10 protein-coding genes are annotated in these 12,733 nt (G+C 41.4%); 8 read left to right on the forward strand and 2 right to left on the reverse strand.

Features of this window, described 5'->3' with window-relative positions:
* Window positions 1-160: 160 nt before the first annotated feature.
* Window positions 161-322: a hypothetical protein gene (locus tag AC4CUX_RS15805; protein ID WP_004979714.1), complete on the reverse strand. Its 162-nt coding sequence runs from the start codon at window positions 320-322 to the stop codon at window positions 161-163.
* A 278-nt stretch (window positions 323-600) separates the two neighbouring features.
* Between AC4CUX_RS15805 and AC4CUX_RS15810 the strand changes: the two genes are divergently transcribed.
* The 8 genes from AC4CUX_RS15810 (at window position 601) to AC4CUX_RS15845 (ending at window position 10,255) form a co-directional block, all read left to right on the forward strand.
* A complete protein-coding gene (locus AC4CUX_RS15810; RefSeq protein ID WP_490751649.1) occupies window positions 601-1,629 on the forward strand; it encodes an IS701 family transposase in 1,029 nt (342 codons plus the stop codon).
* 204 nt (window positions 1,630-1,833) lie between these two features.
* The gene (locus tag AC4CUX_RS15815; protein WP_279692289.1) at window positions 1,834-2,670 is read left to right on the forward strand and encodes an SDR family NAD(P)-dependent oxidoreductase; all 837 of its coding nucleotides are present in this window, start codon (window positions 1,834-1,836) and stop codon (window positions 2,668-2,670) included.
* A 130-nt stretch (window positions 2,671-2,800) separates the two neighbouring features.
* Window positions 2,801-3,709, forward strand: a complete 909-nt coding sequence (locus AC4CUX_RS15820; RefSeq protein WP_279692291.1) for a cation diffusion facilitator family transporter — start codon at window positions 2,801-2,803, stop codon at window positions 3,707-3,709.
* Between the two features lie 64 nt (window positions 3,710-3,773).
* Window positions 3,774-4,193, forward strand: coding sequence for a cation efflux protein, CzcI-like (locus AC4CUX_RS15825; RefSeq protein ID WP_279692293.1), 420 nt, complete (start codon window positions 3,774-3,776; stop codon window positions 4,191-4,193).
* 47 nt (window positions 4,194-4,240) lie between these two features.
* Window positions 4,241-5,563: a TolC family protein gene (locus AC4CUX_RS15830; RefSeq protein WP_490792548.1), complete on the forward strand. Its 1,323-nt coding sequence runs from the start codon at window positions 4,241-4,243 to the stop codon at window positions 5,561-5,563.
* 1 nt (window position 5,564) lies between these two features.
* Window positions 5,565-6,800 carry an efflux RND transporter periplasmic adaptor subunit gene (locus AC4CUX_RS15835; protein WP_279692297.1) on the forward strand — a complete coding sequence of 412 codons (1,236 nt, stop codon included), beginning with the start codon at window positions 5,565-5,567 and terminating at the stop codon, window positions 6,798-6,800.
* On the forward strand, window positions 6,790-9,936 hold the full coding sequence (locus AC4CUX_RS15840; RefSeq protein WP_279692299.1) for an efflux RND transporter permease subunit: 3,147 nt from the start codon (window positions 6,790-6,792) through the stop codon (window positions 9,934-9,936). The genes AC4CUX_RS15835 and AC4CUX_RS15840 overlap by 11 nt, the downstream gene beginning before the upstream one ends.
* Window positions 9,937-10,141: 205 nt before the next feature.
* Window positions 10,142-10,255: a hypothetical protein gene (locus tag AC4CUX_RS15845; RefSeq protein ID WP_010326689.1), complete on the forward strand. Its 114-nt coding sequence runs from the start codon at window positions 10,142-10,144 to the stop codon at window positions 10,253-10,255.
* Between the two features lie 119 nt (window positions 10,256-10,374).
* On the opposite strand, the gene AC4CUX_RS15850 is transcribed toward AC4CUX_RS15845, so the two are convergent.
* The gene (locus tag AC4CUX_RS15850) at window positions 10,375-12,468 is read right to left on the reverse strand and encodes a TonB-dependent siderophore receptor (protein WP_279692301.1); all 2,094 of its coding nucleotides are present in this window, start codon (window positions 12,466-12,468) and stop codon (window positions 10,375-10,377) included.
* Between the last annotated feature and the right edge of the window lie 265 nt (window positions 12,469-12,733).

Genomic DNA, 12,733 nt, shown 5'->3' on the forward strand with positions numbered 1-12,733 from the left:
ATTCAAAATATAATTTAACTGCCGTTTTACTAGTCTTCAACTCAAAAAAATAGAGATTAAACCCATGTCTAGGTTTAATCTCCAAAGTGTATTTTCTCGTGGAGTTTAATTTTGAGGCCCGAATTTAGATGTTGATATTAGTGCAGCAAACTTCAGATTCTTATTGAAGAAGGTAGTTTTGATCTGCACCGACAAAGAAAATCACACCTATACAAAAAAGCCCACAGTAAATCGCAAACCAGATAATCATGTTTTTAAAAGCTTTATCTGAAATTGAACTATCTGCATATTTTGCTGGTTTTTTTGAGTCTAGATCTTTCATGGTTACTGCACTCAACTGAGGTGATGAGTACATTATGCAAAGCAAACAACTGATGAAACAGGTACAAAAACAAGATTAAAAAAATATAACAGATGAAGCAGAATTGCTCAGGGCTGTTATAGTCTAAAGCCTGTGAGGACAGTATATAGATATCAGTAACTTGCTTTCAGTTTTTAGAGCCCTATCACTTGAAAATACAAAAAAATAAAAAATGATCTTATATAGGACTTACGCATTGACGGATTCAAAAAAGTATTAAAATACTTTATAAAGTATCTGTGATCAGACGAATTAAAAATGCTTCTACAGCAACTTGTACACTACCCATTTATATGGGCTTTCTCATGACAGAACCGAACTCTATTAGCTGCACACAACTTGCCGAGACTTATAACATCTCGCATGATAGTGTAAATCGCTTTCTAGAGCGTGAAGACTACACACCTCACGACCTATATCAAGAAGCAATTCAACATATTGATAATAATAAACTTATAGTCAGTATTGATGATACTGTTTTAGATAAACCATATAGTCAGCATATGGACTTAGTTAGCTATTTTTGGTCAGGCAAACACCACCGATCCGTCAAGGGTATTAATCTCATTACCTTGTATGCGACAGATCAAAATGGTCAAAATATTCCAATTAATTTCCGAATTTATGACAAATCTGAAAGTAAAACCAAGAATGATTACTTTATGGATATGTTAAGTGAAGTACTCAGTTGGGGTGCAAAGATTCAATTTATTACAGGTGATAGTTGGTATTCATCGACTGGAAATCTAAAAACCATAAGAAAATATGGTATTCGATTTATGTTTGGTATCGACTGTAACCGTAAGGTTTCCCCAGAAAAAGGACAATGGTTTCAACTGCGTTTATTGCCAAATTTCCATCAGGGTCAAGTGGTCTGGCTCAAAGATTTTGGCTTTGTACAATTATTTAAGACTCAGTTAAAAGAACAGCAGAGGTTTTATATTGTGCATCAAGATGAAGATGATTTATTGTCCTTTGAGGGTTTTCATGAATTACATTCAAGTCATTGGAAAATAGAACAATATCACCGAGTGATTAAACAGGTTTGTCATATTGAAAAGTTTCAAGTAAGACGATCTAAACTGATTTCGAATCATATTTTTTCAGCCTTGATGGCCTACGTTGAGATACAAAAGAACCAGTTTGAGCGGATCTTTGAAAATGTATATCGTTGGCAGAAGAAGTTATTTAGACCAATGATCAAAAACTTCATTGATGACTTTATTCTCGATAAAAATCATCTGCTACCACAGAGAGTCTATAAATAACAGTGCGTAAGTCCTATTATATTTAAAATACCACTCATGAATTTTATACATACTGAATCATTAGAAATGATCATTTCATTCATGACTGTATTTTTTGTACATTAACTAAAATAGCACCTTGTCTGCGTAGACTAGAGCACTTGAACCTTCAGCATGGCGTTTAAGTGTAAAACGATATTTAGAACACTATATTTAGAGAGCATTATGAAAAATTTTGAGAATAAAGTGGCTGCGATCACAGGTGCAGGTTCTGGCATTGGGCAGCAGTTGGCGATTCAACTTGCAAAGCAAGGTACACATTTGGCACTCAGTGATCTCAATGAACAAGGTTTGGCGGAAACCTTAAACCACGTCAAAGATTATCCTGTTTCAGTCACGCTCACAAAACTAGATGTTTCAGACCGTAAGGCAGTAGAGGACTGGGCAAAGCAGTGTGAGCAAGACTTTGGGCAGGTCAATTTAGTTTTTAATAATGCAGGGGTCGCGTTAGCGAGCACTGTTGAAGGCTTAAGCTATGAAGATGCCGAATGGATTTTCAACATCAACTTTTGGGGTGTGGTGTATGGAACCAAAGCTTTTTTACCCTACTTAAAACAAAGTGGTTCTGGGCATATTGTGAATATTTCAAGTTTATTTGGACTTACTGCTCAACCTACTCAAAGTGCCTATAATGCGACAAAGTTTGCTGTCCGTGGTTTTACCGAGGCACTACGTCAAGAGTTAGATTTGCAAGACTGTGGCGTCAGTGCAACTTGTGTTCATCCCGGTGGTATACGTACTAATATTGCCAATAGTGCACGAATGAGTGACAGTATTCGTGCATTAGGTATGAACCCTGAGCGTGCCAGCCGTTCTTTCAATAAAATGCTTAAAACCCCGCCAGATGTAGCAGCACAGGCCATTTTAAAGGCTGTAAAAAAAGACGAGCGCCGTGTCTTAATTGGAACAGATGCCAAAATTATCGATCTCGTACAGCGTATTACACCAACAGGCTATACGCAGGCCATGAACTTTTTGACAGGAAAAAAACGCCGCAAATAAAGACGTATTCACATGAAAGATGATTTTATCGTTTTAACCGAGTATGCTAAATCGATTAATTTTTAATTTAAAAAAAGCTTCGATTTCAATGCTGAAGCATTCCGTTAAATAAAATGATAAGGAGTCCTACATGAGTGGTTCTCATAACCATGATCACAGTCATGTTGAAGTGACTGCAAAAAATGCCAAGAAATTAACCATTGCACTTGCTCTGACGTTTACCTTTTTAATTGTGGAAGTGGTTGCAGGATTTATCACGCAAAGCTTGGCCTTATTGTCCGATGCAGCGCATATGTTTACTGATGCGGCTGCTTTAGCCATTGCTTTAGCAGCCATCAAAATTGGGCAAAAACCTGCGGATGATAAACGTACTTTTGGTTATCAACGGTTTGAAATCTTGGCAGCATTATTCAATGCCATGATGTTGTTTGTGGTAGCCATTTACATTTTATATGAAGCCTATCAGCGTTTTAGTCAGCCACCTGAAATTCAAAGCTTGGGCATGTTGGTTGTTGCTGTTTTGGGTCTAATCATTAACCTGATTTCAATGAAGATTTTGGTGTCGAGCAGTCAAGACAGCTTAAATGTGAAAGGGGCTTATCTTGAGGTGCTCAGTGATGCCTTGGGTTCTGTGGGCGTGATCATTGGCGCACTGGTGATTTATTTAACAGGTTGGATGTGGGTAGATACCATTATTGCTGTGTTGATTGGCTTTTGGGTCTTACCTCGAACTTGGGTGCTACTGAAACAAAGTATCAATATTTTGCTTGAAGGTGTGCCAAGTGAAATTGATATCGAATCTTTACGCAATGACTTGCTGGCTTTAGATGGTGTACATGGCATTCATCAGCTTAAAGTTTGGGCCATTACCTCTAAAAATGTGCATTTAACAGCGCATTTGATTGCACCTGATGTAGATCAGAGAACTTTATACCACCAAGCCGTGGAGTTATTGGGGCATGAGCATGGGATTACGCAAGTGACTTTGCAGATTGAAGAGGATGAATGCCATCCACACCAACATGAACATAGTCATTAAAAAGACTTGACCTTATACTTAGTCTAGGCTTTACAATAGCGTCACTTTATTTTAGTACGACATTATGCGTTCTACCACGTGGATTAGCGTCTTAGTTGCTTTATTCATGTTCCAAAGTCTTTGGAACGTGGCGGCAGCTTTTTGCGTCCATGAAGAACAAAAAGCTCAAGTCGTGACACAACAAAGTTTTCATTTTGGCCACCATCAAACCACCTTGTGTGTGTCTGATGATAAGTCACATCAACAAATCAGTGTTGATGACCATACTCAAACGGCAAATGATCCGTTTGAATTGGGTGAAGACCATCAAGATCATTTGCCCTCAATGGCTCATTTGATTATTCCGAAAGAAAAAAACTATCAACTGCCGCTCGCGTTTGAAGTTCGCGAACGTCCACAGTTTTTTTGGCACAATGCCTATCAAGCCCCTGATTTATTGGGACAACATCCTCCTCCTGAACTTTCCCCGCTAATGGTGGGGTAGCCTAAAAAATTTCCCACCACTTCTTCTAAAAATTAGTGGGAAAAAGCATGTCGAATCAATTTAAGGCGTTTATACGCCAAGCCCTTGCTGTGGGCATAACAACAGCCGCGATGCAATGGAGTTTTGCCGAACCGATCAAAACTTTGGATGAAGCTTTAGCAAAAGTAGAGCGCTATCAAAACCAAAGCGACATTGGGCAACAGCGTCAAAGCATTTCAGAGCTGAACATCAAAAACAGTGGCCTATGGCAAAATCCTAGCTTAAATATCAATCAAGATGGTTTTGGTTCAAATACCGATCAAGAGCTCAGTATTGCCATCAGTCAGCCCTTAGATGTGTTTGGACAGCGTAAGCTCAATCAAAAACTCGCAGAAACAGCGCACCAACAAGGGCAGTTACAGCAACAACTGTGGACAGCACAAAGCCAATTGGTGGTGAAATTTGCATGGTCTCAGTTGGCTTTGGCACAAGTTGAAAAATCGCTGTACGCAGCACAACTAAAAGTGAGTCAAAACAATTTAGACAGTGCCAAAAAACGTTATCAGGCGGGCAGTATTGCTTTGGTCGACTATGAACGTGCGCAAATCGAAAGTTTGGATATGCAGCGCTTATACCAACAAGCGGTACTGGCAGAACAAGTAGCACAGCGTCAACTCTCAAACCTTTGGGGCGAAACCAAAGCCGATATTCAACTCAATGCGACCTCAATGCCATGGCCAGATCAAAGCGATGCCACAGTACAGCGCTATATAGCTGAAGGTTGGTTGGAAAAACTGTATGCACTGAACATTCAACAGTCCAATTTAAACATTGAAAGTTTAAAAGTGCAGGCACATCCCAATCCGACCTTAAATGTCGGCATGAAACGGAGCCAAGCACCGAATGAAAATAGCGATACCACATTAGGTGTCGGCGTGGATATTCCACTGAATATTTTTAACCGTCAGCAATACAGCATTCCGATGGCCCAGCGCCAGCAAAGCTTGTTGAATCAGCAGCAACAGCGCGAGTTAAAACAGCAGATTTTAGATATCGCCAATGCCATGCATGAGCTCAAAGGACTAAAACAGCAGTTCAGTGCGATCAGTCAACAAACCACTTTGGCAGAACAAGTGCAAGTCCGCACGCTGCAAGGTTTTAAAGCGGGAAAGCTGTCCATTACCGACATCCAACAAGCTAACTCACAACTGCAAAGCATACGCCTTGGGCAGTTGCAGTTATTACGTCAAGCTTGGCAGACCGCATTGAGCGCAGAAGCCCTTAGCCTAGGTACTAGCTATGAACAGATCAGTAGTTCAGATGCTTATAGCCAAATCAGTAAAAATTCGATCGCACAAATACAAGACCTCATCCTTGGCGGAGCACAATAATATGCAACTAAAAAACCAATTTGGAAAAATATCACAGCCATTGATGATTGGGCTTTTGCTTCTAGTAACACTCCTTATTGCTATAGGAATTTGGTTTAGCTCAAAAGATAAAACCACCGATGAACATGCGCATGCCGAACATGAAGAATCTGAACATTCGGATGAGCCCGAGGCAGAAAAAGGACATGCCGAGGAAGGTGAAATTCAACTGACGGCACAGCAACTGACAGAGCAAGGCATTCAAATCGCTTCAGCTCAACAAGGTGTGGTGTCTCAAGTCACTGTTTTACCCGGAAAGCTTGTGGTTAATACCGATCAGCAAGCTCATATTTCGCCAAACTTTGGTGGGCATGTGGAACAGGTGAATGTTGAGCTTGGTCAAAACGTACAAAAAGGACAAATCTTAGCGGTATTGTCTGTCCCTGAACTGATTGATCAACAAGCCAATTTGCGAATGGCTCAAGCCAGTTTGGATTTGGCACGTCAAGATTATCAACGTGAACAGCAGTTATGGTCACAGGGCATTTCCGCCAAGCAGGATTACCAACGGGCAGAAAATGCTTACCGACAAGCGCAGATTACTGTGCAGTCCGTGCAAAGCCGCTTAAACGCCCTAGGGGCAACAGGTGGGGTAAATGGTCGTTTTGCCATTAAAGCACCCATTTCAGGTGTGATTAGCCAAAAAGATATCGTGGTGGGTGAAAACGTACAATTGGCCGATCAGCTTTTTGTAATTGAACAATTTAAAGAGTTATGGCTTGAATTTAATCTGCCTGCTCAGTACTCAGGTCAGTTACAAGCCAATCAGAGTCTGACATTTAAGCCGAATGCTTCTGAGCAAAAATATGAAGCCGTCATCCAAAGCTTAACTTCTCAAGCCGATGCGCAAACAGGACGTTTGGTGGTACGTGCTAAATTAAAAAGCCAAGCGGCTGAACTACGTCCAAATGTTTTGGTGAATATCTTTTTAGACAATACCAGTTCAAAAACAGCACTTCGCGTCCATAAAAGTGCCATTCAAAACATTGAAGGTCAAACTTCGTTATTTGTGGTCGACGCTGAACAAAAAGGCCTAGTGCATTTGAAAGCGCAGCCCGTTCAGCTTGGGCAAGCTTCAAATGACGCTCAATGGTTGGAAGTGATTTCAGGCCTAACAGCAGGACAACGCTATGTCAGTCAAGGCAGCTTTGTCCTTAAGTCTGAACTCGAAAAAGGCGAGGCTGATCATGCACACTAATCATGATTTACCCAAGCCTGAGGGTTTGTTTGAACGAATTATTCAGTTCTCTATTCAAAATGCAATTTGGGTCATGCTCTTTGTCTGTACATGGATTGCGGTCGGAGTTTATAGCTATCAAAAACTGCCGATCGATGCAGTGCCCGATATTACCAATACACAAGTACAAATTAATACCCAAGCCAATGGTTTTACCGCACTGGAGGTTGAGCAGCGGATTACCTATCCGATTGAAACTGCAATGGCGGGTATTCCAGATTTACAGTTGACTCGTTCGATTTCACGTTATGGTTTGTCGCAAGTCACCATCGTATTTGAGGATGGCACAGACATCTATTGGGCTCGCCAGCAGATTAATCAGCGGGTTCAAGAGGTCAAAGCGGACTTACCTAGCGATGTTTCCCCAACCATGTCACCAGTTTCGACGGGTTTAGGTGAAATTTATCAATGGGTCATTAAAGCCGAACCGAATGCCAAAAAAGCGGATGGTACCGCTTATAGCGCGATGGACTTGCGGGAGATCCAAGATTGGATCGTTCGTCCACAATTGCAACGTGTTGCGGGGGTTGCCGAGGTCAACAGTATTGGTGGGTTTAACAAAACCTATGTGGTTGCTCCCGACTTAAACCGTATGCAACAGTTAAATATTTCCTTAAGCCAACTACAAACAGCTTTACAGGAAAATAATGAAAACCGTGGTGCTGGTTATATTGAGGAAAATGGTCAGCAACTCACAGTGCGTGTTCCAGGGACACTCAACAGTCTTGCAGACATTGAAAATACAACGGTTGCCAGCCCAAATGGCAGCCCGATCCGTGTCGCGGATATTGCGCAGGTTTCAATAGATCATGACCTCCGAACAGGAGGCGCAACCTATAACGGCGAAGAAACTGTACTCGGCATCGCTATGATGATGATGGGTGAAAACAGTCGAACGGTATCTAAAGCTGTAGATACCAAAATTCAAGAGGTGCAAAGCAGTTTACCGCAAGGTGTCACAATAGAAACAGTTTATGACCGGACCACTTTGGTGGAAAAAGCCATTAAAACGGTGCAAAAGAACTTGGTTGAGGGTGCAATCTTGGTGATTGTGATCCTCTTTTTATTCTTAGGTAATATTCGTGCTGCATTAATCACTGCCTGTGTGATTCCACTGTCTATGCTGTTTACTTTAACGGGTATGGCACAGCAGAATATCAGTGCCAACCTGATGAGTTTGGGTGCATTGGATTTCGGTATTATTGTCGACGGTGCAGTGGTAATTGTTGAAAACTGTATTCGGCGTTTAGCCCATGCCCAGCAGTTACTCAAACGACCCTTGACTCAGTCTGAGCGCTTTAAAGAAGTGTTTTTGGCAGCGCGCCAAGCCCGCCGTCCACTCATTTTTGGTCAATTGATTATTTTAGTGGTGTATTTACCGATTTTTGCACTGACTGGTGTGGAAGCAAAAATGTTCCACCCAATGGCTTTGACGGTTGTACTTGCACTCGTTGCGGCCATTATTTTGTCGATTAGCTTTGTGCCTGCGGCTGTCGCACTTTTTGTTAAAGGTGATATCAAAGAAACCGAAAGCCGTTGGATGTTGTGGTTAAAAGAGCATTATCAACGGGTATTGGACTGTGCCTATCAGTATAAAGCGGTGGTTTTAACCTTTGCACTGTGCTTGTTGATGTTGACTGGATTACTTGCAACGCGTATCGGCAGTGAGTTTGCACCACAACTGAGTGAAGGTGACTTTGCTGTACAGCAACTGCGTTCCCCAAGCACTGGTTTAGAAGAATCACTTCGTATTCAGGAAAATACGGAAAAGCTACTTCTGAAGAAATTCCCTGAAATACAGGCTATTTTTGCGCGAACAGGCACGGCTGAAGTGGCGACCGATGTGATGCCTCCGAATATTTCAGATGGTTATGTCATGCTGAAACCCCGTGATGCATGGCCAAATCCAAAAGAAACACTCGATGAACTGCGTAGCCGTATGCAGGCCTATTTAGCAACATTGCCCGGTAACAACAGTGAGTTTTCTCAGCCAATTGAACTGCGTTTCAATGAGTTAATATCGGGTGTACGTAGCGATGTTGGTGTCAAAATCTTTGGCGATGACATGCAAGTATTAAATACGGAAGCTGAAAAAATTAGTAAATTGATTCAACAGGTTTCAGGCAGTACCGCCGTTAAAGTTGAACAAACGTCGGGTTTACCTTTACTCAATGTGGAAATTGATAAAAGCTTGGCAGCGCAATATGGCCTAAGTGTCAAAACCATACAAGACTATGTGTCAGCAAGCATTGGCGGACAAAATGTCGGTGAAATTTTACAGGGTGACCGCCGTTTTGACTTTGTGATTCGACTCAGTGAACAAGACCGTAGTGTCAGTGGGATCGCGCAACTGCCAATACAGCTTCCGAACGGTGGCAGCATTCTGCTCACTGATATTGCCACTGTAAAAATGATGGATGGCATCAACCAAGTCAGCCGCGAAAATGGCAAACGTCGTGTAATTGTCACGGCTAATGTCGAAGGGCGTGATTTGGGCTCTTTTGTCACAGAAGTACAAAGTCAGCTTAAGCAGTATCCTCTACCAAGTGGTTACTGGATTGAATATGGTGGTCAGTTTGAAAATCTGGCCTCGGCACAGGCTCGAATGCAGATTGTGATTCCACTGGCATTATTGACGATCTTTATTTTGCTGATGGCTGTTTTCCATAACATCAAAGAAAGCCTGCTGGTGTTCACTGGTGTTCCATTTGCTCTAACTGGTGGTGTGCTTTTCTTGTGGTTAAGAGACATTCCCTTGTCAATGTCGGCGGGCATTGGTTTCATTGCCTTGTCTGGCGTTGCCGTCTTAAATGGTTTGGTCATGCTGACCTTCATTAAAGAGTTAAGAGGGCAATACCGCCTGCATGAAGCTGTTTGGCAAGGCGCGATTTTGCGCTTAAGGCCTGTTCTAATGACCGCTTGTGTGGCGTCCTTAGGTTTTGTTCCCATGGCGCTTGCCACAGGCACAGGGGCCGAGGTCCAACGTCCACTGGCGACCGTGGTGATTGGTGGAATTATTTCTTCGACGTTATTGACCTTGGTGCTATTGCCAGTGTTGTATCGTTGGATGAATGCAAAAAAAGAAACGAAAGTTTAATCCCTTAATCAGTTGAAGCATGGGGAGGCAAAATAGTCTCCTCATACTTTTTTATAATACTTGATATCAGTCTGATCGCTTTGGAGAGTTAAAAATGGCAAATCTGTTATAGTCTGTTATATTTTTTTCACAAAGAACTGTATCTGTCCTTTCGTATAGGAAACCTTAGAATAATGAATATAGATAGAGCGTTGAGGTATTGAAAATGAACTTTTTACTGAAGAAAAATAGAGCTTGGTTTGTATTCTTTATCATTACTTTATATTCGTTTCTTGGTTTTTTTCTTGGATTTATCATTTGGGAATACTTTTTGAAGTAAGTAAATAGTAACTCTAAAGAAAACTATGGCAGCTAGCTAATACTTCAGAAACTAATCAGAATCTTACTTTTCTAACACCAGACTTGACTCCTAACGAGACAAGTCTGGTTGTATAAACCTTAAAACTTCCATTGTACCGAGATAGATGCATTTAACGGGTCGCCAGGTTGAATCCACATATCGCTATAGCTTGCAACATAGTACGTTTCGTCTAAGAGATTGTGCACATTGAACTGATAACGTAGCTGATCTGTTGGCGCATAATAAGCATTTAGATTCAACAAAGTGTACTCAGGTAAGTTGAATCCGTTATCTGTACTGTGTCCACTACGTTTGCCCACATAGATTGCCGTTGCACCCAGCCCAACTTTGTCTGCATTGGCAAGGGTCCATTCATAGTTGCTACTGATAGAGCCGCTGTGCTTCGGCACATTGCTGAGTCGTGAACCTTTAGCAAGAATTTGGTCTTTTTCAACTTGGGCGTCTGTGTAGCTATAATTGGCACGTATAGAGAATTGATCATTGAGTTGTGTCTCTAGATCCAACTCTAGCCCCTTACTTGAGACTTCTCCAGCGGTGATTTGATAGTTACTATCTGCTGGATCTGTGGTTAAGACATTCTCTTTATCCATTTTAAAGAGGGCTAAACTCAGCAAACTCTGTGGGGTAATCTGATATTTCCCACCAATCTCATAGCTTTTGCCTTTTTCAGGGTTAAACACATCGCCGTTTCGGTCCATGCCACTGTTGAGTGCAAAGGATTCTCCATAGTTGGCATACCATGACCAACGATCATTCAGTCGATAGTTTAAACCCAAGCGTGGACTGGTTTGTTGTAAATCCTTTTTATTGGATGTATCTGTAAGTTTATTTTGAAAGTCTTGAGTGATGTGATCAAAGCGCGCACCAAACAGCACACTCCATTCATCATTGAGGAAAATTTGATCTTGTAGATTCAGTGCAAAATAGCGTTGCTGTTCTTCGGTGTTAATGAAAAGTGGAAGCTCGGGTAAGTATTGTCCATAAATAGGATCATAGATATCAATGCTATTTGGCACGCTACTGCTGTGGTTTCGACGCAGTTGTAATTGACGATACTTCATCTGCCCAAGTTCAGTGCTCAAAAGTACTTCATGACGGGCCCAGTCTTGTTGGATCGTCCCAAGAACTTCTGTTTGAAAGAGAAAGTCATCACTTTTATTGTCACGGTAGCGACGCTGGCGCTCTAATGTCTGCCCATCACTTTGAATACGACGAGGTTCACTGGAAAAGCCTTTGAGCTGAGTATCTTTCACACTAAGAGCATTATTCATTTTCCAGTCATCATTAAACTGATGTGCAAGTCGAAGCTGATAGAAATGATCTTTTTGAATATGATCACCATCATCAGGTTCGCCTGTAAATGTTTTGGGGTCCATCACAAATTGTTTTTGATAACTACTTACACCACGGTCGAAGGTTCCATCTTGTCGGGTAAATTCACTGTCAAAATCTAATTGGGTTGAATCTGAAATTTTCCATGTGAGTTGGTGGGAGAAAAACCAACGCTCACTCTGCACATGATCACGAAAACTTTGATTATCTTCATGTGCGACCGCAATACGATAAGCCACAGCATCACTGATTGGGGCAGTATGTTCAAAACTAGCACGGTATTTTTCTAAACTATTGGCACGTAAATTCACTTCTGAAGAACGTTCCCATTCAGGCTTTTTAGTGTTGATATTCAGTAGACCGCCAGCTTCCCCGCGGCCATAGAGCGCAGCCATTGGGCCTTTTAAAAAGTCGAGGGATTCAATATTCACCATGTCTCGGGGAGCACTCAGCCCGCGGTTGACACTGAGACCATTTCTGATGATTTGTGCCCCAATATTGGGGTCTGTACTAAAACCTCTAAATGAAAAGTTATCCCAAAAGCCGCCACCATAATTGGTTTGATTATAGACCCCGCTCACTTGTGTTAATGCATCGTCAATACGTTGCACATCTTGTTGCTGAATTAAAGCTTTGGATAACACACTTCGACTAAATGGCACGTCTAAAATGTCATGTGAAAACTTAGTCATTGCGGTGCTTTGTTGAAGGTTTTCACCCTCAGTTTCGGCTTGTAGTTGGATGGTCTGGAGTACTTCTGTTGAAGTTTCGGCCCAAGTGAAAGAACTCAGCAGGCTTAAATATATGCTTGAGGAAAAAAGAGAGAATTTATTCATCATGAAGGAGAGTAGTTTAGATTTTGTATTGTTATGTTATAACATTTTAATGGATTTGTTTGTAGTTAAAAAATCACTCTAAAATCGAAAAATGGCTTAAAAAATTGAAATAAATCAACCTAAGCTTTTAGGTTCCAATTCACAATACACTGTTTCAAGTCAGCTAAAGTCCCAATACCATATGCTGTATCAAATACGACTGAAGATATGGAAGGAATATCTAAGTTATGCTTTAAAATCAGTTGGTTAAACTATAACCTCAATTTCA

The sequence above is a fragment of the Acinetobacter sp. 231_lipA genome, assembly GCF_058243005.1.

What these genes read in the sequence shown, in the direction of transcription:
- AC4CUX_RS15850 (WP_279692301.1), bottom strand. Translation starts at nt 12,468, where the DNA reads ATGATGAATAAATTCTCTCTTTTTTCCTCAAGCATATATTTAAGCCTG.
- AC4CUX_RS15840 (WP_279692299.1), top strand. Translation starts at nt 6,790, where the DNA reads ATGCACACTAATCATGATTTACCCAAGCCTGAGGGTTTGTTTGAACGA.
- AC4CUX_RS15825 (WP_279692293.1), top strand. Translation starts at nt 3,774, where the DNA reads ATGCGTTCTACCACGTGGATTAGCGTCTTAGTTGCTTTATTCATGTTC.
- AC4CUX_RS15820 (WP_279692291.1), top strand. Translation starts at nt 2,801, where the DNA reads ATGAGTGGTTCTCATAACCATGATCACAGTCATGTTGAAGTGACTGCA.
- AC4CUX_RS15815 (WP_279692289.1), top strand. Translation starts at nt 1,834, where the DNA reads ATGAAAAATTTTGAGAATAAAGTGGCTGCGATCACAGGTGCAGGTTCT.
- AC4CUX_RS15835 (WP_279692297.1), top strand. Translation starts at nt 5,565, where the DNA reads ATGCAACTAAAAAACCAATTTGGAAAAATATCACAGCCATTGATGATT.
- AC4CUX_RS15830 (WP_490792548.1), top strand. Translation starts at nt 4,241, where the DNA reads ATGTCGAATCAATTTAAGGCGTTTATACGCCAAGCCCTTGCTGTGGGC.
- AC4CUX_RS15805 (WP_004979714.1), bottom strand. Translation starts at nt 322, where the DNA reads ATGAAAGATCTAGACTCAAAAAAACCAGCAAAATATGCAGATAGTTCA.
- AC4CUX_RS15845 (WP_010326689.1), top strand. Translation starts at nt 10,142, where the DNA reads ATGAACTTTTTACTGAAGAAAAATAGAGCTTGGTTTGTATTCTTTATC.